General features: G+C 56.4%; 21 protein-coding genes. 5 read left to right on the plus strand and 16 right to left on the minus strand.

The annotated features are described in order from the left end of the window. Window positions 1-136: 136 nt before the first annotated feature. The 3 genes from CCX46_RS11135 (at window position 137) to CCX46_RS11145 (ending at window position 1,257) form a co-directional block, all read left to right on the plus strand. Window positions 137-379 carry a hypothetical protein gene (locus CCX46_RS11135; protein WP_127926691.1) on the plus strand — a complete coding sequence of 81 codons (243 nt, stop codon included), beginning with the start codon at window positions 137-139 and terminating at the stop codon, window positions 377-379. A gap of 10 nt (window positions 380-389) precedes the next feature. Then, the gene (locus CCX46_RS11140) at window positions 390-587 is read left to right on the plus strand and encodes a hypothetical protein (protein ID WP_064392911.1); all 198 of its coding nucleotides are present in this window, start codon (window positions 390-392) and stop codon (window positions 585-587) included. Between the two features lie 85 nt (window positions 588-672). After that, complete coding sequence (locus CCX46_RS11145; protein ID WP_016983329.1) at window positions 673-1,257, plus strand: hypothetical protein; 585 nt, start codon at window positions 673-675, stop codon at window positions 1,255-1,257. Between the two features lie 341 nt (window positions 1,258-1,598). Here the strand turns inward: CCX46_RS11145 and CCX46_RS11150 are convergent, their stop codons facing one another. Continuing rightward, a complete protein-coding gene (locus tag CCX46_RS11150; RefSeq protein WP_095111611.1) occupies window positions 1,599-2,402 on the minus strand; it encodes a glycosyltransferase family 2 protein in 804 nt (267 codons plus the stop codon). A 223-nt stretch (window positions 2,403-2,625) separates the two neighbouring features. Between CCX46_RS11150 and CCX46_RS11155 the strand changes: the two genes are divergently transcribed. Continuing rightward, complete coding sequence (locus tag CCX46_RS11155; protein ID WP_127926692.1) at window positions 2,626-3,438, plus strand: VanW family protein; 813 nt, start codon at window positions 2,626-2,628, stop codon at window positions 3,436-3,438. Window positions 3,439-3,477: 39 nt separating this feature from the next. On the opposite strand, the gene CCX46_RS11160 is transcribed toward CCX46_RS11155, so the two are convergent. The 15 genes from CCX46_RS11160 to CCX46_RS11230 all read right to left on the minus strand — a co-directional run bounded on the left by CCX46_RS11160 (window position 3,478) and on the right by CCX46_RS11230 (window position 22,420). Continuing rightward, window positions 3,478-3,975: a hypothetical protein gene (locus CCX46_RS11160; protein WP_064392907.1), complete on the minus strand. Its 498-nt coding sequence runs from the start codon at window positions 3,973-3,975 to the stop codon at window positions 3,478-3,480. Between the two features lie 59 nt (window positions 3,976-4,034). Beyond that, window positions 4,035-4,526 carry a hypothetical protein gene (locus CCX46_RS11165; RefSeq protein ID WP_238704393.1) on the minus strand — a complete coding sequence of 164 codons (492 nt, stop codon included), beginning with the start codon at window positions 4,524-4,526 and terminating at the stop codon, window positions 4,035-4,037. 122 nt (window positions 4,527-4,648) lie between these two features. After that, window positions 4,649-4,993 carry a hypothetical protein gene (locus CCX46_RS11170; RefSeq protein WP_127926693.1) on the minus strand — a complete coding sequence of 115 codons (345 nt, stop codon included), beginning with the start codon at window positions 4,991-4,993 and terminating at the stop codon, window positions 4,649-4,651. A 156-nt stretch (window positions 4,994-5,149) separates the two neighbouring features. Further along, on the minus strand, window positions 5,150-5,572 hold the full coding sequence (locus CCX46_RS11175) for a HEAT repeat domain-containing protein (protein WP_127926694.1): 423 nt from the start codon (window positions 5,570-5,572) through the stop codon (window positions 5,150-5,152). 156 nt (window positions 5,573-5,728) lie between these two features. Then, complete coding sequence (locus CCX46_RS11180) at window positions 5,729-6,130, minus strand: hypothetical protein (protein ID WP_127926695.1); 402 nt, start codon at window positions 6,128-6,130, stop codon at window positions 5,729-5,731. Then, entirely contained in the window at window positions 6,127-10,797 is a 4,671-nt protein-coding gene (locus tag CCX46_RS11185; RefSeq protein WP_127926696.1) for a polymorphic toxin type 47 domain-containing protein, read from the minus strand. Before CCX46_RS11185 ends, CCX46_RS11180 begins: the two co-directional genes overlap by 4 nt. Beyond that, window positions 10,797-11,534: a DUF4123 domain-containing protein gene (locus CCX46_RS11190; protein ID WP_127926697.1), complete on the minus strand. Its 738-nt coding sequence runs from the start codon at window positions 11,532-11,534 to the stop codon at window positions 10,797-10,799. The genes CCX46_RS11185 and CCX46_RS11190 overlap by 1 nt, the downstream gene beginning before the upstream one ends. Continuing rightward, the gene (tssI, locus tag CCX46_RS11195; RefSeq protein WP_127926698.1) at window positions 11,524-13,566 is read right to left on the minus strand and encodes a type VI secretion system Vgr family protein; all 2,043 of its coding nucleotides are present in this window, start codon (window positions 13,564-13,566) and stop codon (window positions 11,524-11,526) included. The genes CCX46_RS11190 and tssI overlap by 11 nt, the downstream gene beginning before the upstream one ends. A 130-nt stretch (window positions 13,567-13,696) precedes the next feature. After that, window positions 13,697-14,212, minus strand: a complete 516-nt coding sequence (locus tag CCX46_RS11200; protein WP_007919523.1) for an Hcp family type VI secretion system effector — start codon at window positions 14,210-14,212, stop codon at window positions 13,697-13,699. Window positions 14,213-14,642: 430 nt separating this feature from the next. Further along, complete coding sequence (gene hglS / locus CCX46_RS11205) at window positions 14,643-16,022, minus strand: 2-oxoadipate dioxygenase/decarboxylase HglS (protein ID WP_127926699.1); 1,380 nt, start codon at window positions 16,020-16,022, stop codon at window positions 14,643-14,645. An 88-nt stretch (window positions 16,023-16,110) separates the two neighbouring features. Then, window positions 16,111-17,331, minus strand: a complete 1,221-nt coding sequence (gene glcF / locus CCX46_RS11210) for a glycolate oxidase subunit GlcF (RefSeq protein WP_127926700.1) — start codon at window positions 17,329-17,331, stop codon at window positions 16,111-16,113. 2 nt (window positions 17,332-17,333) lie between these two features. Next, window positions 17,334-18,383 carry a glycolate oxidase subunit GlcE gene (glcE, locus tag CCX46_RS11215; protein WP_127926701.1) on the minus strand — a complete coding sequence of 350 codons (1,050 nt, stop codon included), beginning with the start codon at window positions 18,381-18,383 and terminating at the stop codon, window positions 17,334-17,336. Further along, window positions 18,383-19,882, minus strand: coding sequence for a glycolate oxidase subunit GlcD (gene glcD / locus CCX46_RS11220; protein WP_127926702.1), 1,500 nt, complete (start codon window positions 19,880-19,882; stop codon window positions 18,383-18,385). Before glcD ends, glcE begins: the two co-directional genes overlap by 1 nt. Window positions 19,883-20,020: 138 nt before the next feature. Then, window positions 20,021-20,947, minus strand: a complete 927-nt coding sequence (locus CCX46_RS11225; RefSeq protein ID WP_127926703.1) for an alpha/beta fold hydrolase — start codon at window positions 20,945-20,947, stop codon at window positions 20,021-20,023. 21 nt (window positions 20,948-20,968) lie between these two features. After that, window positions 20,969-22,420, minus strand: coding sequence for a flavin-containing monooxygenase (locus tag CCX46_RS11230; RefSeq protein WP_127926704.1), 1,452 nt, complete (start codon window positions 22,418-22,420; stop codon window positions 20,969-20,971). Window positions 22,421-22,597: 177 nt separating this feature from the next. Between CCX46_RS11230 and CCX46_RS11235 the strand changes: the two genes are divergently transcribed. Next, on the plus strand, window positions 22,598-23,671 hold the full coding sequence (locus tag CCX46_RS11235; RefSeq protein WP_127926705.1) for a diguanylate cyclase: 1,074 nt from the start codon (window positions 22,598-22,600) through the stop codon (window positions 23,669-23,671). Window positions 23,672-23,793: the final 122 nt, after the last annotated feature.

Consider the following 23,793-nt stretch of genomic DNA (forward strand, 5'->3'; position numbering starts at 1 on the left):
CAAAATGTGGGAGCGAGCCTGCTCGCGAAAGCGCCCGCCCAGACACCACAGAGAAATTGGCCGGAACTCCGCTACTTCTCAACCCCTCTACCAAATATCTCTCACACCTTTGCGAAACGCCGTCGAGGACTCCCCCATGAGCGATGACCTGCAACCTCCAGACCTGAATTCCTGGCAGCGCCTGTTCGACGACGAAACCTACTGGCAGCAATCCCCCGACGCGCACTATTTTGACTTGCAACGCATCGCCGACGACCTGCTCGGCCAAGGCGCCATCGACCTTGAACAATGGCAGTTCCTGCGTGCCAAGGCCGACGACCTGCACAAGGATTCACCCGCCATCAACGTCGCCCGTGAACTCGACGACCCCAAAGCCTGAGGACAACCCCATGAAACCCATCACCCAAGGCGAACACCCCGACGAACCCCGGCCACCCGGCGAAACCGAACGCGACAACGACGCCCTGCGGCCCACCGACCCGAAACAGCGTGAAAACAGCGGCAAAGGCACGCCCAGCGGCGAATCCACCGCGCAGGACACCGCAAAACAACAGACCTCTTCAACACAAACCAAAGCCAAGCCCTGAACAGCGTCTATGCTCAGTGGCACGTTCGTCGCCGAAGCCAATTCGGCGCCGGGCGCTGCCATTCATCACAGGGAAAGTATTGCTTATGAAGCTCGACGCATTGGCCAAGGCCATCACCCTCGCAACCGTACTGTCCGCCACCAGCTTCGGCGCCATGGCTGCCGATATTCCGCTGTCTGCCACTGTTGAAGCAGATCAGGTCATCACCAAAGTGATCTCCGTCGATGCCGCCAACCATCAGGTTGTGCTCGAAGGTGCCGAAGGCAAGCCGGTTCACGTTCAGCTCACTGATAAGGCGAAAAACCTCGCCAATCTCAAGCCCGGCGATCAGGTCAACATTCAGGTACAGCGTTCTGTCGCCGCTTACCTCGACACCGATGTGGATAAAGGTCTGCCTGGCACCACCGAACGTACCGGTGAGTTGCGTAAGGCCCCGGGCAGCGATAACCCCGGTGGCGAGGCGTATCGTCAGGTTCAGGTGCAATTGAAAATCACCAAAATTGATTTGAAGACAAATCAGGTGACCCTGCAAAACCCGGCGGGCGTGTCGAAAGTTCTCGACGTGAAAAAGCCTGAAATCCAAGCCAAACTGAAAGATCTGAAAGAAGGGCAGAGCGTTATTGTCACTTACACCGATATCTTGAAAGTGACCAGTCAACACGAAAGTTGAGTATTAGCTCTACAGAATGATTGTTCTTGTACAGGTTTATGTATGAGAACAATCATATAAAAAAGTCTGTCGGAAGTTTCCCGGTAAATATCGGTGGTACACACTTTTTAACTTTCTGGTACATAAATTTCATGTTTAAGCATGAGGACATATCTGCCAACTTCCATTAAAATCCCTCCCGTTCGCCCAGTGTCAGGGCTCTTTACCGGTGCATGGATTGCCAGGCCATTACACTGGGCGAACACCTCTACGGAGTAGTTGTATACAATTTCTGCAAACAAAAAGGGCGACTTTAAAAGTCGCCCTTTTTGTTTGCGGTGGATTAAACCGAGATTTGCACGTCAGGCTTGCTGCTCTTGAAAGCGCTTCAGCGTGGCCTGATACATTTTTGTCCTGCGGTGATTTTTCCCGTAGGTGCCCGCCGCCGCGACGGTGCCTGCCTGGATGTGATCCAGATAGCTGAAAATCTTGCGCGGTGATAGAAACTTGATGCCATAGCCCAGGCTGCTCATTCGATCTTGCAACGTGTAGCCGGGCACGAGGTCATCCATGCAGAAGTGCAGGCCTTGGGACTTCATCAAGCGCGCATTCCACAATGTGCAGAAACTTTTCAGATGCGTTTCTTTGTACGGCCTTGGCATTTTCGAACGCATACCCAGACGCACTTTCGCTTTACGAACATAGTGCTTGCAGAAACGCGAAGTTAAACGCCAGGTATCACGCACAATCCCGCGATTGAGTTGTTCGACACAACCGACTGCAGCCATGTCCGGCGTTTTCGTGCACTCGCGCATCATCATGGCAAACACTTCCTTGTCATAGACAAAGGTGTCGGTGTGCAACAGAAACAGATAATCGGTGTCGACTTTTTCCAGTGCCAGATCCAGTGCTTTACCGTGCGCAATATGGCCAGCTTCCTTGCCCGGCGAAGGCCGTTCGATCAAGTTGATCCAGTCGAGCGAACGCAAGTAATCGAGACTGGCATCCGCCGAATCGTTATCCACCACCCACACCGGAATGCGTTGCTCCTGGACGTGCTCGCGCAGAAGTTCGAGGCACATTTTAGTGATGTCCGGGGTTTTGTAATTTACCAGGACAAGGCTGAAATTCGACGCTGGCTGGGCTGGTAAATCAAACGCTTTCATGTCGGAAGGACTCATCTGCGATTCAAGGGCAACAAGGTTTCTTGGCCGCGATCGTAGCGATGCAACCTTAGGCGAACCTTAATTTGCGGATGTGACGGTAAATGTATGCCGAAGAAAGACGACTGATCTTATGAAATGCATGGGGTGCTGCCGGTCATTCCCGGATAAAATGCGCGCCCCCTCACGGTTCAAGGAAGAAACGGCGCACGCCGTTGTGTCACGGATGAAACCACTTTCCCTCTACCACCCGGGCTTGTACTGGCTGCGCGTGTGGCAAAAAAGACTGTTCCGCCAAATTGCCTGGCGCTGTTCCAGCAAACGCTACGCACGCCCCGTCGCCACGGCCGAGCGCCTGCCATTTCGCTACCTCAAACACACCTCGAAACTCATCCGCAAACTCGGCGACTCGGACCTCGCCCTGCAACACAACAAAGTCATCAACCTCAAACTCGCCGTCGCCGCCATTGACGGCGTCATCATCGCCCCCGGCGAACACTTCTCCTTCTGCCGCCTCGTCGGCCGCCCGACTGTGAAGCGCGGCTACGTTGAAGGCATGGAACTGTCCTTCGGCGAGGCACGACGCGGGGTAGGCGGTGGAATTTGCCAACTGAGCAACCTGATCCACTGGATGGCGATTCATTCACCGCTGGTGGTGGTCGAGCGCTCCAACCACAGCTTCGACCCGTTTCCGGATGAAGGGCGGGTGCTGCCGTTCGGGTCAGGGGCGGCGATCTTCTACAACTACGTTGATCTGGTGCTGCATAACCCGACGGATCGGAGCTTTCAGCTGAAGTTGAACGTCGGCGAGACACAACTCGAAGGGGAGTTGTTGTGTGATCGGGTGAGAGAATATCGCTATCACGTGTTTCAAGAGGCGCATCGGTTTGTGCGGGAGGGGGCGCGGGTGTATCGGGAGAATGAGATTTGGCGGGAGGTGCGGGAGAAGGGGCAGGTTGGGGAATTGGTGGAGAGGGTGAGGTTGTATCGGAATCGGGTGGTGGTTAAGTACGACGTGGCAGATGAGTTGATCGGGTAGGGCGCGTGAAAGCACTTCGCTGACGATGGCGCCCTTTGATCAGTTTCTGAAATACAACTCATCCAGCTGGCGTCTGCGTATCGAGAGGTACTCCTCCCATACCTTGGGAAAGTCCTCATCTTTGGTTAGAGGGAAGGTCAGATAAATGTACTTTCCAACAACGCTGATGTATTGCCTCGCGCGTTTGAAGGCCGGCTGCTCGTAAGCTGCGACGCTTTCATCGTAGGCGTCATGGTAGTGATAGATGCTTACCCGATGGGGAGCGATCATGCATCGCGAAAAATCGATCACCCAGCAGCTATCAACGGCTGTGCTCAAATAACCGTAAACACCATCAGTAGATAGACGCAGGCATGAATTTGCCTGGGTGCCGTCGTCATCGTTGACCAGAATGATCTGGTCCGCGAAGTAATGAATATTCCTGCCGTCCGGCCCTTGCAAAGACAAGCTCCAACCTTCGGCTCCCATACGGAATTCACCGTTGTTATCAAAGGTTGCTGTCCATCCATTGGCTAGAGTGATCTGATGTTTATTCATGAGGACTGGTCAAGTATCGAGCTTACGGTGGTATGAGGTAGTCACATTAAATATCTTGCTCAAAGGTGTTCGAGGTCAATTAGACAGCCTTTGAGTTTTAATCGCTTGATCTCATCATTAAATTTGTATCTTGGCAAGAGTTCGTTTTTTATGTCGTAGTGCTGTCTAAGGAGACGGAATAATTTCCCTATGTTGTTTTTGCTTTTTTCGTCAAGGCTCTCAATCAAGTCGTAATTATTGTCCGACAGAAGTGCGATTTTGTTTTTAAGTGTGTAGTAAGCGCTTATGTTTGAAAGCAATCCTTCTGCATCTGAATAATCTTCTTTTAAGTGTTCTACATAATTTTCAAATATAGTTGTCAGCAGGTGTTGTGCTGCTTTTTGATGTTTTAAAGTTCCGCACATTTCCTGCCAGTTGCTAATGAAAAGATGATCTCCCCAGTCAGAGCCGCGAGCAAAATATTTTCCATTGCCTTTGAAGAAATCAGATGTTTCATGAAGTTCTAAAGCTGTTTCAAAGGTTGTTTTCATTGAGGCTTTTTCCAAAGTCATCAAAATTTTCAATGGCGCTCCGGGGGGACGGGAGTGGATTTATTTTCAGTTTGTAGAAAATAAATCTTTCACATTTTTTTGTCCTATCTTTTTGCGCTTTTATTTTTTCTTCTATTTGTATTTCATGCTTCGATCATGAATGATTCAATCTGCTTGATGAATTCAATCTTGCTTTTAGTTCTGAATTCGCCGAGAAAAACTTCGGAGTTTTTCACCGGTTTTCCTTTGTGGTCATATTCGATTTTTAGGAAATCAATTACAAACTCTCCGTCGGGGTCTCCCTCTGGCTCTACTCTAGAATCGAAGCAGTGCCCAGTACTACGCCTTACGCCCCCTAACAGTACTGAACAGGTGAACCAGTCGTTAGTTTCTGGGGTTAACTCAACCTCAAAAAAGTTGTTGATTGTTATTGTCCAGCCGCTTGGCACTCGAATTGGTTGAAGTTCGTGCTTTAGTTTGGGTCTCATTTTACATTGCCCATGTATTTTTTAACTTGTTCAGGTGAGGCTGGAAAGCTGTGTATGACAGATTCATTTCTACCCAGCAGGTTGACGAAGTTAAAGCGGTTTCCGTACTTGTAGAGGCTTTTTACTCGTCTTAAAAACTCAGGCTTTCAGTTTTTATTAGGAACCTTGGTTTTGTGATTTTTTTAATAGGTTTTTGAGTTCAGGGTAACAATCAATTTCTTCATCGGGTAGATTGTCTATTATTCTCTGAATTTTATTAGAGTATTTTTCCTCAATAACTGCTTCAGTCCAATCAAGTTCGGAAGCTGCGGCGACTGCTACCTTGGAGAACGTAGAGTCAAGAAGTTTTTTTAAAATCTCTATCGCTTCGGGCGATCGCAACTCTCCGAGAGCAGTAGCGCTTCTTTCTTGCCAGTATTCCTCTTTTGAAAGAATTGCTTCATTAAGTTGTTGCCAGTCCATGGCGTTAAATTTTCCTAAAACTCCATGAGCTACCTGTTCAGTAATGTACTCATTCCAATTTGAGTCTTCATTCGGTCCAAGCCAGTAGTTATATTCTTCGTAAATCTTGCTGTTCATGTTGTTCAGGGACGGATCACGTTAAATAGCGAGAAAGAGGGGAGTTCCCAGGCGGGAGATTATGGATGTAAAAAACTGTGATCTGCCCCGTTTAAAATAAGGAGTCGTGGTCTGTCCCTGTTTTATTTCTTTCGGTTACCTAGAGTCGATTTGTTTTTAATGAGTGCTATCGCTGGTATGAACGCAATCATGATCATCCATATAGATTAGCACTTTGAAGTTGTCGTCGACTATCCAGAATGGGAATCCAGTCGTTTCGGAAAATAGCGTTTTAAGATCTGCAGAGGTTGCTAGTTTCCAAGCGTGAATCTTACTGTCTTGAACTATTAGTAAGGGGTTTTCAAAATTTTCGAGAATGTCTACTTTTTTCCAGAAGTCTGGATCGTGTTTTTTTTGGGGGCTCCTCAAGTAAAAAGGGTCGAGGCCCTTTGTTTCAGAAGAAAAAAATGATGCCGTTAGCTTCATGATCAATTTAGATAGTTCATTCTCGCGTAATTTCTCATGCGCTAAGTTCTGCTCTGATAATGCCGAATCGATTTCTTTTTCTAGGTAGTTCATTGAGGATCTCCAATTCTCGCGCGTGATACAGGCACAGATTCTAACAATATGTGTCCTCTAACAGCCCCACCTGTACCACGCTTACCTGGCGTTTGGTAACCGACATGAGGATCTGCCGGACCATCACCAGAAGGAACGAGGCGAGGATCATCTATGTTTACTTCTGCACCCTTATTTCTGCCCTCTAATACGCGCCATTCTGTTGGGTAAGATTTTCCATATTGGTCTTTGCCCCACTTGGTAACTGAAAATTCGTTTTTCGGCACGCCTGTTCGAGTAAATGCCTCGTCCAATCCTTTGTGCATTTGCTGGTATGACGTCCCAGGTGTATCCCTCCAGTCTAAATCAACCTCAGAATTGAATTTCCATGTTCCGCCTGGGACAGGCTGTGGACAATTTGTCGGGCCGCTAGCTAGACCTAGAGGGTCTACCCACCCCGTAGGGTTAGGCACGTACTGGTAGTTATTCAACCCACCCGCAAGCTTGATCGGATCCGGCGTCAAAAACCGTCCAGTTCCCGGATTGTAGTAGCGGTGCCGGTTGTAATGTAACCCTGTCTCCGCATCGAAATACTGACCCTGGAACCGCAACGGGTTATCGATCTCGCTGACGTCCAGCGCGGCGAGATTACCGTAGGCTCGGTACTTCGCCGACCACATGATTTCACCGCTGTAGTCGGTGAGCTCCTGCGGTGTGCCGAGGTGGTCGAGTTGATAGTAAAACGGCGTAGCCTTGCGCGGGCCTTCGCCATCGAGCATCGCCAGTGGACGGAAGCTGCCCGGTTCGTAGATGTAGCTGCGATAGCGGTTTTCAGCGCTTTCTGCGATCAGGCGTTCACCTTGCCAGAGGAATTCGGTGGTGTGCCCGTCGACGGTTTTTTCGATACGGCGGCCAAAGGCGTCGTATTTGTAGCTCGCGATGCTTCCACCCGGCAGGCTGACACCGACGAGGCGGTGCTGACAGTCGTAGCGGTATTCGGTGACGAGTTTCTGTCCTGTGCCACGGCGCTCGCGAATCAGATTGCCGTAGGCGTCGTAGTCATAATGGCGATCACCCTGCATCAGCAGGCGGTTGCCTTTGACGTTGGCGAGGTTTGCTGTGCCTTCATTGCTTTGGCCCAGCAGGTTGCCCGCCGGGTCATGGGCGAAGCTTTCCGGAGTAGCACCGCGCACGCTGATGAGTCGATCGAGCGGGTCGTAGTGGTAGCTGCGATTGCCTTTGCGGCTGTCATCAATGCCAGCGAGGTTGCCGTTGGCATCGTAATTATAACGACGCTGGAACAGGTTCTTGTCTCGCTGGCCAACAGTGTGGGCTTGCAGGCGGCCTTGTTCGTCGTACTGGTATTGGCTGAGCAGCAAACCTTGCTGACGTTTTTGTTCGCGCCCAGCACTGAACTGGTGAGAGGTCAGGCGCGAGCCATTGAGGTCGATGCTGCTCAGTTGTCCGCCCGGTTGGTGACGGTAATCGAGTTTGCTGCCGTCAGGGAGGCGGCAGTGTTTGAGCTGACCAACGCTATCGTACTCGTAGCGCAGGGTGCCCCAACCTTGGTGTTCTTCGATGAGGCGGTCTTGCAGGTCGTATTTGTAGGCGAGCGGCCAGTTGCCGTCATCGACGTTTACGAGGCGACCGAGGGCGTCGTAGCTGTAGTGGATTTCTTCGCCATCGGCCAGGGTTTTCACCAGCAGCCGGCCAGCCGCATCGCGCTGATACTCAGTGACCAGTTCGCTGCCATCGTCGCCGAACTCGGTTTTCTTCAGCAGTTGGCCGTTGAGGTCATACTCGTAAGCCGTGCGACGACCGTCGAAGCCTGTTTCCTGCTGGATCAGGCCGTTCGCGTAGTAGTCGAGGTGGTATTGCTCGCCGCGCTCGTTTTCGATTTCAGTCAGCAGCAGACGAGAGTTGTCATAGCGATAGCGAAGTTGGCTGCCGTCCGGATTGATGCGGCGGCAGACCAGATGCAGGTTGTCGGCGTATTCGTACCGAGTGATGCGGCCGAGTTCATCGCGTTCAGCGGTGACATTACCGTAGGCGTTATAGGTAAACGCACGGGTTGCACCGCCCGGCAGTGTAACTTGGGCGAGGCGATTAGCGGCGTCCCACTGGTATTGGGTAATGGCGCCGGACTCTTCCTGGCGGGTAATCTGCCGACCCAGCGCGTCGTAGCGATACTTGCGCTGGCCGCCATCGGGTAGGCGTTCTTCCAGCAACTGGCCGAGGTTGTTCCAGCCGAGTTGATGACGGCTGCCGTCCGGGTGGCGAATCTCCAGCAGACGCCCCTGGCCGTCGTAGCTGTATAGCGTGGCATTGCCGTCCGGATCGATTTGCTGGGTGATATCGCCTTGACGGTTGCGTTGGTACTTCCAACTGGCTTTGCCGCGATGAACATCACTGACGAAACCGTTGACGTATTCATACGTGGTGGCTTCGTCTTCCGGCGGGATGACGGCAGTCATCAAGCCGTTGTCGTTGTAGCTGTACTCGGTGACGGCACCCAACGGATCCTTTTCCGCGATCAATTGGCCTTTGTCGTTGTAGGCCTTGAGATGCTCGGCACCGTCCGGGTCGATCTTGCTGATCAGTCGTGCCTGATCATCGTGGGTGTACACCTCTTCGCTGCCGTCGGCGTTGGTGACAGTCACGCTGCCTTTGTCATCCCAGGCGTAGTGCGCCTCCATCTGCGAGAAGTTGGCCCAGTGATGTGTGCAACGAGACAGTTTGCCTTCGTTCTCCCACTTCCAGTAGAACGCAGCGCCGCCCGCCAGTTGCCGCTCGAGAATGACGTGCTGTTCGTTGTAGCGATAATGTTCGGCTTCACCGGCCGCGTTCTTCGCCTCGATCAGACGATGCTGAGTGTCATAGCTGTAGGTGACCAGCGTTTGCACCGTATTCCAGGCGTCTTCCAGATTATCCGCGGGCAGGAACTGCTGATAGTCGATCGCGACGATGTGTTTTCGGTCGTAGCGCAGAAGCAAGGCGCGACCGGCGCCGTTGTCGAGGCGTTTGATACGACCATGGATATCGCGTGTGACGTGCAGTCTATTGCCATAGCTGTCGCTAATGGCGATCAGGGTGGCGCCTCTGCTGTTAAAGCGGAAGTGGTAGAACGATGGACGCTTGCCGGCCTGGGCCAGAATCAGTTCCGATGGATCGTCACCGAGGAAAATTGCCGCGCGCGAGAGGCTGTTGGTGATGGCCGGGCGTTGTTCGGTTGGAAGTGGGAAGGGGGTTGAGCGGTTTTCGTGGTCGGTCCAGGTGACTTCATCGCCATTGATTTCGATGCGATGAGCCAAGGCATGGCTCCAGCCATAACCCAAGCCGCAGTCGATTTCCACCGCGCTGGTTCTGTAGAGACGCGTCCACTCAAATGGCAGTAGCCCGTCGAGTTGACCGTCGGTCAGCGTCAATAACTCTTCGCCGGTAACCATCGAAACCGGGCACTTGTCGACGCGCGTACAGGACACAGGCTCCGCGCTTTTATTAGCGGGGGTCGTGGCTTGTCTAGATGCATCGTCAGCGTGCGCCGCAGTTCCTATCCGAGCATTCGATTTTCCATCGAAGCGAACTTGCACTGTTCCTTGCTTAATCTGCCTTCCTATTCCGCGCGCCGCAACTGGAACATACTTGGTAACGTATGCCATGAAGCCCTTAATAATTTCGAAGATCGACTTAACAAAATTAACTACGGCGTTGAGGACGATTTCTCCATATTTCTTTATGCGTGCGACCAGATAAATCAGGCCAGTTCCTTCAGCGGCCACCGTCAAAACGATCGAGATGACGATATCGATGGCAATGCCGACGACTGCCGCCGTAGTCATTTTCGCGGCATCACCTGCTGTTTTCATTGGGGGCAAGCTAGCCAGCCAAATAACCGCTGTATGCATCATCAGGAAAAGCGCTGCTTCGTCACTGGCCAAAAGCATGGCCTTTTTCATGACTTCAGGGGCGGTTTTTGCTACTTCGATAAGCTCTTGTGCACCTTCGCCGAGTTTTTTACCAAACTTGCCGGGGTCCTGAAGGATATCCAGGACAAGTTTGATCCCATCCCAAACGCCTTTAATTGCCTCCCAACCACCGTCAAGGATGCCGCTACCAATAGCCATGACCGTGCCGGAAAGAGATAGGCTTGACCACTGCTGGCGATATCCGCCAGGCCCGGTCCATTTGTTGCGCAGAAAACCTTCGAGTTCACTGTTGAGTCCCTTGTACGAGTCAAACAGTGTGTCAATCTGCGCTGGCGTTACTTCGTTATGAACACGGATTACGTATTTTTTACCCGGGACCCCACCTGACCAACTGGCTTTACCCTGAGCATCAAGCTTGACCTTGTTGATGGCGCCGCCACCCTCTGGAACGATCTCGACTTCAATATTCCCCACGGGAATATCATAAAGAGATTCGAATTTGCTCTCGATCAGCATAGGGCCTTTCAGCGGGCATTGAGCCACGACGCTGAAATTGTCATCTGTCATGCTTACCGCGGTCGAGGATCTGCCGGCTTTGAGGATCCGTTCCATACCCAGCAGGGAAGGTTTATCGGTCTTGTGGCTGACTTCATCAGCCAGACTTGCGTACCAGGAATGGGTTTGCTTCTGGTAAATCGTCAGGCTGTTCTTGAAATTCTTCAGTTGGTTGTCAACGAAGGCAATGCGTTCCTTTGCGACCATCAGCCTTGCTCCAGAATCAGGTGATTTAACAGTGCTTCTTTAAGGTTTTTCGGTGCGTCCGGACGGCGCACGAAACGGCTGATTTTCAGCTTCAGGTTGTTCTCGGGCCAAGCGGTATAAATGTCTGGTCGGTCTTCTTCCAGCCACTGCATCAAGTTGCTGATCAGCGTCGTCGGGTTTTCCTTGGCCAAGCCATCCAGTAACGGCTTCGGCACCTCCCACCACGGCCAGTCCCGCACGTTCGGCACAACCCGCGTCCCAACCTCCAGCGACTGCCCATTAATCAAATACCGCTCAAACATCGGCAGCACTTCCCCAGCCTTCTCCCCCAATCCATGCAGAATCGGATAGATATGCCGCCCATCCCAAAACCGGAAAAACACCTCGGTCCCGTCCGGCATCTTCACCTGTGTCAGGCTGCGCAGATGCTCGAAAACGTCGTTCGGCTCGGAACGCGACACCGCCAGCCAGCCCCAATCGAGGGCATCGGCTTCAGCGATCCACGGCAGGAACGCGGAATTGGCTTTGAGTTCGGTGACATACGGCATCACCGGTTGCCAAGTGGAGTAGGGCGTGCCGCCCCAGATCGGGATGAGCTGGGCGGTGGGTTCGGTCAGGTAGAGATTTTTCAGCGCGTCGGAATCACTCGCCGCGCTGATGACCAGATACAAGCGCTCGCCAGTCTGCAACGGCTGTTGCGCGAGCCAATCCTTGGGTGTAATTCGATCAGATGGCACAGGCACCTGCCTTGCATTTTTCGCATTCTTCGCAGAACGGCGCGTTACGTTTGAGGGTGTTGATCTGGGCCGGGGTCAGGACCTGGCCGGCCTTGTCGGCGTCGGCCTGTTTCAGGATGCCAGGCATCAGCGGGGCGGCGCCGGTGCCGCTCCCTGGGCTGCCGCCGGAGTTCATGTTGATCACCGGGCCGCTCATGGTCACGCCGCCAGCGTCGATCTTGATGAAGCTGCCGCCGCCGACCAGTGTCAGTTCGGCGCCAGCCTCCATCACCACTTTCATGCCGCTGCTGAGGTGGATTTCTTGCCCGGCGTCGATGAACTGGCCGGTGCCGATCTTGATGTGCTGATTGACGCCCACGGTCAGGTGGTCGTTGGCGCGGGTTTCGACTTTGCGGTCGGCGTAGACGGTGTGGTGTTCTTCGGCCTTGAATTCGCTGTAGCTGTTCTTTTCGACGGTGTCGTGGCGTTCGTTGCCGACGCGGATTTTCTGGTCGTGCTCGATGTTCTCGTCCCAGTCGCGCTGGGCGTGCAGGTAGATCTGTTCCTGACCTTTTTTGTCTTCGATGCGCAGTTCGTTGTAGCCGCCACCGCCCATGGAGCTGAGGGTCTTGAAGGTGCTGCGGGTCTTGTTCGCCGGCAGCTCATACGGGACGGTGTTTTCCTTGTGGTACAGGCAGCCGCTGATCAACGGTTGATCGGGGTCGCCTTCAAGGAAGGTGACCAGCACTTCCATGCCGATACGCGGGATGGCGATGCCGCCGTACTGGGCGCCGGCCCAGGCGCTGGAGACGCGCAGCCAGCAGCTGGTTTTGTCATCGGCCTGGCCTTCGCGGTCCCAATGAAACTGGACTTTGACGCGGCCGTATTCGTCGCAGTGGATCTCTTCGCCTTTCGGGCCCGTGACCACGGCGCTCTGGCTGCCGAGGATGCGCGGTTTTGGATGGCGCAGGGGCGGGCGGTTCGGCACGTCCCATGGGGTCGCCTGGAAGCGGTTGCGATAGCCCTGGTGGAAATCGTCTTTCAGCGCGGTGGTGTCGCTGGTTACCGACTCTTCGAGCACTTGCGGCTGCTTGCCTTCGTGGAGGACTTCGGTGAGCAGCCAGAGGTCATTCCATTTGGCTTTCGGGTGCGCGGTCAGGGCGAGGAAGTGGCCGCTGACCAGCAACGGTTGATCGCTCTTGCCTTCGGCGAGCTGGAAGTCGCTGCGGTGACGTTCGAGGGCGCGTTTGGCCAGGTGTTTGCCGCGTTCGCGGTCGATGAAACGGCCCGGATAATCGTAATCTTCAAGGTCGGGCAGGGCGTCGCCACGGTTTTCGCTTTCGAGAGTAAGGCGTGGTTTTTCGAAGTCGTAATCGCGGCGGGTGGTGCGGCTGGTGCGGGTTTCCAGGCGCAGGTCGAAGCGCTTGATCACCGGGTCGCTGGCGACCATGCCGGAGTCTTGCTGATAGGCCACAGGCTTGAGTTTCGGGAACACCGTCTGGTCATCGCCGAATACCAGTTTGTGCGCCGTCGCCGTGTGCTCGAAGTGGTAGTGGATACCTTCTTCTTCGCACAGGCGCTGGATGAAATGCAGGTCCGATTCATCGTATTGCACGCAGTAGATGCGCTCGGGATAAATCGAACCGGTCTTGAATTCGTAGGCGTTGCTTTGAATACCGTGCTCTTCGAGGACCATACCGATGATTTTCGGCACGCTGAGGTTCTGGAAGATTCGCTGGTTGACGCGATGCGCCAGGTAGGACAGTTGCGGGCGCAGGGTCACCGAATAACGGGTCAGGCGTTTGCCGGAATCGCCTTGCGCGGCGCGGTAGATCTGGCCGTGGATGCCGCTGCCGTCAGGCGACAGTTGCAGGAAGGCCGGTTTGTGCAGCAGGGTTTCGAGGTCCAGCGACGGCTGCTCACTGACCAGCTCCACCTCGAACACAAAAGGCTGGCTGATGGCTTCGCGGCCTTGCAGGGTGAATACCTGAAAGTCAGCGGAAAGACCTTCGATGGTCAGGGCAAAATGGGTTTCATTGGCCGGCGCGAACATCCCTTGTTCCTCGTGCTGTACAGCGGCGTGAGTCGACGACCGCAAAACGGCTCAACTTACGCGAAATTCTGGAGGGCGAAAACAACATCGACCAGCAGAGCTGGCCGATGCTTGTAACGATCAGCCGTAATTAAACGACTGGAGCACGCCAGTCATCGGAACCCGAAGTACCGGATACTTCGTGGGTCCAGGTGATTTTGCGGTAGGTGAACTGCACTTCTTCCAGGTGGGTGAAGTGCGAGTTGCCTGGATCCTGGCAGTTGTGCATTTTGTTGTTGATGGCGACGATGATCGCGTCTTCCAGTTTGGTGGTGTAGTAGTGCTCTTGGGTGCCTTGAGCAGAAGTACGGAACCACTGGATAACGATTTCGCTCATGCGCTCGCCGGAGGTCAGAGCGGCTTGTAGCAGAGGCGAAGCCTTGTCGTAGACCTTGGTGATCACAACTGGCTTGTGAACGCGCTGACCGGTTGGCTGACCGGATTGTGGGTCACGCGGGATGATCACGTCGTGGCTGAAAGCCTGAACCATAACCTGGTCTTCGTGGCCTTCCTGGTAGGTGTTGCCTACGGAGTCAGCGGTGAAAGCGCCTGCAGTGATCAGGCCTTGTTTTTCGCCGGTAACCGACATGTACGCTGGTGTTGCCATGGGGTGCTCTCCTTGCGGAATAATTTAAGGTGCCCGGGAGGCGAAATCGCCCGGTGGGTGCCTGACTGTTATCAAGGAGCGTGCCAACAATTGTGGCGGCCATACGGGCCGGGGTGTTTGACTGATTTTTCAGGCGCTTGTGCGAAATAAAGCGCTCGTCCAATGCAAAAGTGCGCAAGAAGTTGCGCAGTACTGCGCAACTTCTTGCGCACTTGGCTGCAGGCCTTGTACCACGGTGCTTTCAGAGGTTTTTCCGGTCGATTTTGCAAAACAAGTGCGCAACTTCTTGCGCACAGTGGCCACGCGCCATTATTTGGTCGAGGCGGCTGCTTAAAACTTTTAGATCAAAAGATCGCAGCCTGCGGCAGCTCCTACAGGGGAAATGCATTCCAAATGTAGGAGCTGCCGCAGGCTGCGATCTTTTGATTTTTCAACGCGCAAATTGGGTCAGACACTCATTGATCGAACGCCGCTGCGTCGCCGCATACAACCCCAACTCATCAATGGTCGCGCGTCCCAGCGCCTGCTCGAAGGTCTGCCGATTGGAATGCTCGCCATAATGCGCCTGCGCCGCGTCGCCAAGGTTCGACTGAAAAATCCCTGCCGCACTCACCGGCAGGAAATCTTCGTACACCAACGGTTCCGCTTTCACATAACCATCGCGCAACAAGTCCTCCAGTGACGACTGTCCAAGCCCTACAGCAGCGAGACCTTTTTCCGTAGCGAAATAGCGAAAGTACGCCAACCCTTGTTCACGCATGCCCTCGACACTGTCAGGAAATTCGCCAAAGTGCTGAGCCATCAGCGCGTTGTAGCGTACGGCGTTGGCTTCGTTGGGGAAGTCACCGAGTTCATCGCGTGCGGCATTCAGCAAGCGGTCATACAGCGCCCGGCCTTTGGGCGTGAGTGCCGCGCCGCGCTGTTCGATTTCGCCGAAACGCGCGCTGTGACTGCCACGGGTTTGGTTCTGATCGGTAAAGGTGATCGGCTCATCCAGCGCTTTGAAACTGGTTTGGCGCAAGAGGATCGGGCATTGCCGGCGCGGCGGGCCTTCGATGACCGCTTTCGGGGTGATGCCATGGGCTGGCATTTGCTCCTGGACGCGGTCGATGTCCAGCGTGCGCGGCGTCAGGTGATTGATGTGCGGGCCTTTGAACGCCACGACGTCGGCGATCAAGCGATGTTGCGCGCTCAACGTCTGATATTGCGCAGCGGTAACCGTAGCGCTGTGATGCCAGCGAAAAGTTTCCAGTGCCTGCAGGACGAATGCCTCGGCCTCGCTTTCATTCAAACCACCTGCGGTTTCAGCTTGCGCGATCAGGCGCAACGCCTCCGAGGTAAAGATCGAACGCTTGGCCAATACCGACTCTGCAAAGGCGCGCAGTTGCGCATCCTCAATCAACTCCAGGCGCAACAACGACGTGAACACCCGAAACGGGCTGACTTGCAGCGCGTCCTCATGCACTGCGCGAAAAGCTGTGGAGTGCACCGGCACGCCCGCCGGGGTCAGGTCGTAATAACCCACCGGTTGCATGCCCATCACCGCAAACAGACGGGCGAGGGTGGCCAGTTCCGTCGCGGTACCGACGCGAATGGCGCCATGGCGCTCCATGTCCAGTCGTTCGATTTCACCGGTGCTATCGAGCTGCCGGGCGATGTCCGGCTGACGTGCGAGCACTTCGCGGTTGGTCTGTTCCACCAACTGCATCAGCGCGCCGTACAGCGGCACTTCTTCGCGGTACATGTCGGACATCGCTTTGGAGAAGCGTTGACGGATCAGGTCGGGGCTGACGAACGGCTGCACGGTCATGAAAAAAATTCCTGCCACGGTCACGGAATGGATGAGGGAAAAGATCGCAGCCTTCTCGCACGCGGGCAAACGAAGAATCCTACGAACTTCATTCTGCCAACGACTGATCCACCAGTTCGATCCAGTGCATCACCCGCGTGCGTCCGGCACTGGCCAGATGGCTCTGACAGCCGACGTTGGAAGTGACGATCAGCTCAGGGCGGCCACTCTCCAGCGCATTGAGGCGGTTGTCGCGCAGTTGCCGGGCCAGCACCGGTTGCGTCAACGAATACGTACCCGCCGAGCCGCAGCACAAATGGCCGTCGGGCACGGCGGTAAGATTGAAACCCAGGCGCGTCAGCACAGCTTCCACCGCGCCGCCCAGTTTCAAAGCGTGCTGCAACGTACACGGGCAATGCACGGCAATCCGCCGTTCAGTGGCGGCGCAGATCTGTTCGAGCGGTTCCTGCGCGAGTATCTGCACCAGATCCAGCGTCCGCTCGCTGATTTCCCGGGCCTTGGCCGCATACACCGGATCGTCTGCCAGCAAATGCCCGTAATCCTTGATGAATGCGCCGCAACCGCTGGCGGTCTGCACAATCGCTTCGGCGCCGTTTTGCAGGTGCGGCCACCAGGCATCGATGTTTTGTCGGGCGCGGCCGAGACCTTTGGCTTGCGCGTCGAGGTGATAGTCCAAAGCACCACAACAACCGGCCTCGGCCACCGGGGTGACACTGATGCCCAAGCGATCCAGCACCCGCGCCGTGGCGTCATTGGTATTTGGCGATAACCCCGGTTGTACGCAGCCTTCAAGTAACAGCACCCGCCGGGCATGGCGCGGGGCGGGGCGCAAACCGGAAAACGGCAGATGCTGCGGCAGTTTGCTTTCAAGCAAACGCGGCAACAGCGGCCGAAACGTCGTGCCCATGCGCAGCAAGCCTTTGAACAATCCCGGATTCGGCGCTAATGCGCGCAACCCTTCGCGCAACAGGCGCTGGGACGCCGGACGCGGCACTGCTTGATCGACCACCGCGCGGCCAATGTCGAGCAGGTTGTGATAGTCGACGCCGGACGGGCAGGTGGTTTCGCAGTTACGGCACGACAGGCAGCGGTCCAGATGCAGTTGCGTCTGCGCCGTCGCGGGTGCGCCTTCGAGCACTTGCTTGATCAGGTAGATGCGCCCGCGCGGGCCATCGAGTTCATCGCCGAGCAATTGATAGGTCGGGCAGGTCGCGTTGCAAAAGCCGCAATGCACGCAGGTGCGCAGAATCTTTTCTGCCTCGGCGGCGCGGGGCAGTTGTCGCGATTGTTCGCTGAGGGTGGTTTGCATGGCTAGAACTCCGCGTACATGCGCCCGGGGTTGAACAGCCCTTGCGGGTCGAGTTGCGCCTTGAGTTGTCGGTGATAGCGCAGCAGTGTCCAGGCCAGCGGCTGGAACGGCGAAGAGCTGGCGCCGTGGGTGAAGCAGGTGGCATGGCCGCCGAGTTCCTGAGCGAGGATATGAATGTGCGCCGCGTCGGATTTCAGCCAGCGTTGCGCGCCGGCCCAGTCGATCAGTTGCTCGCCGGGCAGATCCAGTGGTCCGAGATTGTTCGGCAACGACAAGCGCCACAGCGGCAGACCTTCGTTGAAAAAACCTAGACGCTGTTCATTCAGATCTCGCCAGAATCCTGAATCCAGCGGCTCGCCCCCGAGGCGTTGATGCGCCGCCGTCACCGAGCCTTCACCGCCCTCGAGACGCAGATACAGACTCTGGCCATCGTGGCAGGCGGCACTGATCGGCAACGGTTGCTGACCCCACTCGGCAAGCCTGGTCAGAGCCCGCGCGCTGTCCATGTCGAGGCGAATGCTCAGGCACTGGCGCGGTTTCGGCAGGACTTTCAGCGAGACTTCGGTGAGTACACCGAGGCAGCCGTAGCTGCCGGCCATCAGCCGCGACAGGTCATAACCGGCGACGTTCTTCATCACTTCGCCGCCGAAGCGCAGGTGCTGACCGAGGCCGGTGATCACCCGCGTGCCGAGGACGAAGTCGCGCACCGAGCCAGACCACGGTCGTCGTGGACCGGACAACCCCGTGGCGATCATGCCGCCGACGGTGGCGCCGTCGGCGAATGACGGCGGCTCGCACGGCAACATTTGTCCGGTAGCATCCAGCGCCGCCAGCAGTTCGGACAACGGTGTACCGGCGCGCGCCGTGACCACCAGTTCGGTCGGCTCGTAACGGACGATGCCGCAGTGGGCGCGGGTGTCGAGCACTTCGCCGGCGACCTCGCGGCCGAGAAACGCTTTGCTGTTGCCACCCTGAATCTTCAGCGGCGTGGCATTCGCCCGCGCCTCGTTGACCTGATCGAGCAGGGCGCTGGCGGCGTCGACATCGGCCATCAGAAGCGCTCCAGTTCGGGGAATGGCAATTGCCCGGCGTGAATGTGCATCGCGCCAAATTCGGCGCAGCGGTGCAGGGTCGGAATGTTCTTGCCGGGGTTGAGCAGGCCTTGCGGGTCGAACGCGGCTTTTACGGCATGGAACAGGCTAAGTTCGTCGCTGTTGAACTGCGCGCACATCTGGTTGATTTTCTCGCGACCGACGCCGTGTTCGCCGGTGATGCTGCCGCCGACCTGCACGCACAGTTCAAGGATCTTGCCGCCCAAGGCTTCGGCGCGGTGCAATTCGCCGGGTTGATTGGCGTCGAACAGAATCAACGGGTGCATGTTGCCGTCGCCGGCATGGAACACGTTGGCCACGCGCAAACCGTATTCGTCGCTGAGTCGGGCGATGCTTTGCAGTACACCGGGCAATTCGCGGCGCGGGATGGTGCCGTCCATGCAGTAATAGTCAGGTGATAGACGGCCGATGGCCGGGAAAGCATTTTTGCGCCCGGCCCAGAAGCGCACGCGCTCGGCTTCGTCGCGGGCCTGACGCACTTCGGTGGCGCCGGCCGCGGTCATGACCTCGCGCACCCGTTGGCAATCGTCGTGGACATCGGCTTCGACGCCATCGAGTTCGCACAGCAGAATCGCCTCGGCATCGACCGGGTAACCGGCGTGGATAAAGTCTTCAGCGGCGCGAATGGCGAGGTTGTCCATCATCTCCAGCCCGCCGGGAATGATCCCCGCCGCGATGATTTCGGCGACCGCGCGGCCAGCCTTTTCCACGGAGTCGAAACTGGCCAGCAGGACTTTTGCGACTTGCGGTTTGGGCAGCAGCTTGACCGTGACTTCGGTGATGATCCCCAGCAGGCCTTCGGAACCGGTGAACAACGCGAGCAGATCGAAACCGGCTGAATCGAGCGCATCCGAACCGAGGGTCAGGCGTTCGCCTTCGATGGTCAGCACTTCGATTTTCAGCAGGTTGTGCACGGTCAATCCGTACTTGAGGCAATGCACGCCGCCAGCGTTTTCGGCGACGTTGCCGCCAATCGAACAGGCGATCTGCGAGGATGGATCCGGCGCGTAATACAGGCCGAAGGGCGCCGCTGCCTGAGAGATTGCCAGATTGCGCACCCCCGGCTGAACCCGCGCGGTGCGGGTGGCGGGGTCGATGTGCAGAATATTATTGAAGCGCGCCATCACCAGCAGCAGGCCTTGCTCCAGCGGCAAGGCACCGCCGGACAACCCGGTGCCGGCGCCACGGGCAACCACCGGGACGTTCTTCTGATGGCAGAGTTTGAGCAGGCTTTGCACTTGCTCGAGTCGACGCGGCAGGGCGACCAGCATCGGCGTGGTGCGGTAGGCGGAGAGGCCATCGCATTCGTAGGGTTTGAGTTCGTCCTCGCGCCATAAAATGTCGAGGTCTGGCAGCGTTTGCTGCAATGCCTTGAGGAATTCGGCCTTGTTCACCTGCGGCAATGGACCGTCGAGGCGTTCGTCATAAAGAATATTCATCTCAGGCTTACCCCTTGCTGATCGTTCCCACGCTCTGCGTGGGAATGCAGCCCGCGACGCTCCGCGTCACTGGACGCGGAGCGTCCCTTGAGGCATTACCACGCAGAGCGTGGGAACGATCAGGGGCCGGGCGCGTTGTCATCTCTGGCTTCCCAAAAACTCGCGATAAAGCTCTGCCGTATTCCCCGGCTGTTCAACCATCGGCATGTGCCCGACGTGATCCCAGACATCCACGCGCAAATTGGCGATGCCCTTGCTCCAGACCGGCACGCTGCTGACATCGATCAGCCGATCCTTGCGGCCCCAGAGCAACAGCGCCGGGCATTTGATGTCGGCGAGTTTCGGCTCCATCGGCGGGCTGGCGCGAAAATCGCGGAAGATCTCCTCGAGTTCATCGCGTTGTTGTTCGTAGCGCTGGGCGATGGCGTCCAGCACCAGGTTCGGTACCCACGGCGGCGATTCCATGGTCATTGCATAAAACCGGCGAAACTCCTCCCGGGAATTGATCAGAAACGGGTTATGCCCGCGCGCCAGATGCCGCTCCATGTCGCTGACCTCGGGCGCGGTGACGCCTGCCGGGTCGATCAGCGCCACCGAGGCGATGCGGTTGGGATAAGTCGCCGCCAGCCACGCGGCAATGTAGCCGCCCATCGAGTTGCCGATCACATGGACTTTCTCCACGCCGCAAACGTCGAGCAACTGGATCATGCGTTTGGCCTGCAACGGAATGTCGTAGCCGCCGCCCGCCTTGAAGCCGGTTTCACCATGGCCGGCAAGGTCCGGGATGATCACCCGATACTGGCGCACAAAGTGCCGGGAAAAGCGCAGCCACAGGTTCTTGTCGGCGCTGTAGCCATGCAGCATCAGAATCGCGCTGGCCGCTTCGTACGGCCCTCCTTGCCAGGTCGAGACGGTCATCTCGGCGATCGGCACTTCGATCTTGTGCAATTTGTACAACTTGGCCTCGATGGCCATGTTCAGGTCGTACAGCCAATGACCGACCGCCGGATAACTCAACCAGCTCCAGGCCACGAAAACCGCGAGGGCGACAAACAGCAAAAGCATCGACGTCTTCCTTTTACGTGTTCAGGACAGAATGTGGTCGGCCGGTTTCAGCGCTCGGGTCAAGCGGTGATAGCTGAAACTGAAGCCGGGAAACATCGCGATCACATGACCGCTCTTGCTTTGATACCAACTGTGGCAGCCGCCGGACTTCCAGACCGTGCGCTCCATCTCCCGATGAATCATCTCAGTGTAGGTACGTTCCGCATCACGGCGCACTTCGATGCTGCGCAGACCCTTCGCCCGCACGGTGCGAATGCAGTCGAGGATGTAGTTCATCTGCGACTCGATGATGAACAGCGCCGAGGTGTGGCCGATGCCGGTGTTGGGGCCGGTGACGATAAACAGGTTGGGAAAGTCCGGCAGGCTGGTGCCCAGATACGCGCGCGGGTATTGCGCCCAGACCTCTCTGAGTTGCACGGCGTTTTTTCCGCTGACCGGGTAGGAAATTACGCCGTCGGTGGCGTCGTAACCGGTCGACCAGACGATCAGATCAACATCGATGTGTTGGCCGTCCTCAGTGTTGATGCCGCTTTCGTCGATGGAAGCGATGCCTTGTTCGCGGGTATGCAAGGTGACATTGGGACGGTTCAGCGCCGGGTAATACGTGCTGGAAACCAGTACCCGTTTGCAGCCGATGGTGAAGTCCGGGGTGAGTTTTTCTCGCAGCACCGGGTCCGGCACCTGGCGTTTGAGAAAACGCAGGGCGTGTTGTTGCACCATGTGAATCGCCGCTTTCGAGTATTTGAACGCGATGACCCGGGTTTCGAATTGCCAGTAAATCAGCCAGCGCAACAGTTTGTAGGCGGGTTTGCGGCCAAGCAGCCAGCGTTGCAACGGCCCGAACTGACGATCGGCGCGGGGCAGCACCCAATGGGGCGTGCGTTGAAACACGTGCAATTGCTCGACCTGCGGCGCAATCGTCGGAATCACCTGCACCGCACTGGCACCGCTGCCGACGATGGCCACGCGTTTACCGCGATAGTCGTAGCTGTGATCCCAATTGTTTGTATGAAAAGTCTTGCCTTGAAAGCGATCCCGGCCGGGAAAGTGCGGGATGACCGGTTGGCTCAGCGGCCCGGTGGCATTGATCAGGAACTGCGCATAAAAGGTGCCTTTGCCGGTGTGCACGGCCCAGCGTTTTTCCGTGTCGTCCCATTCGACGCGCTCGACATTGGCTTGCAACTCTACGCGTTCGCGCAAACCGAATTGCTCGATGACATGCTCGGTGTAGCGCTGCAGCTCGGCCTGCCCGGCGAACATCTGCGACCAGCGGTACGGCGCGAACGACAGCGAATACAGCGGCGACGGCACGTCCACCGCCGCGCCGGGGTAGGTGTTCTGGCACCAGGTGCCGCCAAAGAAGTCCCGTCGCTCCAGCAGGCGAAAATCGTCGATCCCGGCCTTGAGCAGATTGACCGCAGCACATTGACCGCCAAAACCGCTGCCGATGATCAACACGTGATAGGTGTGCATGGGCCTCCTTCTTATAGTTGTTTTTCCATTTTGCTCCTTTCATGTATAGCCAAATATTTGCACGGCGTGTGGCCCTGATGTCGCTCTATTCAGCCCGCTGGCCGGTGATGGCTATTTAACGTCGCCCTGTTAGACTTCCAGCACATCCGTCCTGCGGTGTGCGTGATCGAGGTCCTTATGGGAAATACCGGAGGAAAGGGACTTTCATTGGCCAGGAGGCTTTATACATCGCGCATCCTCGGGTTGATTCTGGGGCTTGTGTGCGTGAGCGTGGCGATGTACTCGCTCGATCCGCCGCTGTGGGTCTGGGCACTGATGTTCTTCAATGGCCTGGTCTGGCCGCATCTGGCGTTTCAATGGGCGCGCCGCGCCCGGGTTCCTTACCACGCTGAACACCGCAATCTGTTGATCGACGCCTTTTTCGGCGGCTTTTGGCTTGCCGCCATGCATTTCAATCCGTTGCCGACTGCCACGACCATTTCGATGATGGCGATGAACAACGTCGCTATCGGTGGTTCACGTTTTCTGTTGGCAGGTTCTGCGGCGCAGTTGCTCGGGGTCGGCGTCGGGCTGGTGGTGTTTGCTCCGGCATTCGTTCCGCAGACCACGCCTGCGCAAATGTATGCCTGTTTCCCGTTACTGCTGTTGTACCCGCTGGCGCTGGGCTGGATTTGCTTTCGCCAGGCCTACACCCTCGGTCGACATAAACGCGAATTGCTTGCCCTGAGCCGCACCGACAGCCTGACCGGGCTGCTCAACCACGGCGCCTGGAAGGATCAACTGGAGATCGCTTTTCAGCGCTGCAAGCGACAGAAGCAGGGCGCAGCGATTGCGTTGATCGACATCGATCACTTCAAGGCAATCAACGACACTTACGGCCACGTTGCGGGCGACATCGTGTTGCGCCAGTTGAGCAAGTTGCTCAAGCAGAACCTGCGTGCGACAGACGTTGCCGGGCGTTATGGCGGTGATGAGTTCTGCGTGATTTTGCCGGATCTGCCGCTGTTCAATGCCGCGCAGGCCATGGAGGCTTTGCGTGAGCGTTTTGCGATTCTGGGTTATGAGCAGAATCCGGCATTGAAGGTCAGCTTGAGTATTGGCCTGGCGGCTTACGATCCGGCGCATGCCGACGCGACGCGCTGGCTCAATGATGCCGATCAGGCGTTGTATGAAGCCAAGGCAGGCGGGCGTAATCGGGTGATCTGCAATTGCGATGACAAGCCCCGGCAGACATTGCTGGATTCGGTTTGATCCGCATCACAACAAATCCATTGTGGGAGCGAGCCTGCTCGCGAAAGCGCTGGGTCAGCCAACATTGATATCGCCTGACACGACGCCTTCGCGAGCAGGCTCGCTCCCACAGGGGGTTGTGT

Source organism: Pseudomonas sp. RU47 (genome assembly GCF_004011755.1).
Classification (GTDB): domain Bacteria; phylum Pseudomonadota; class Gammaproteobacteria; order Pseudomonadales; family Pseudomonadaceae; genus Aquipseudomonas.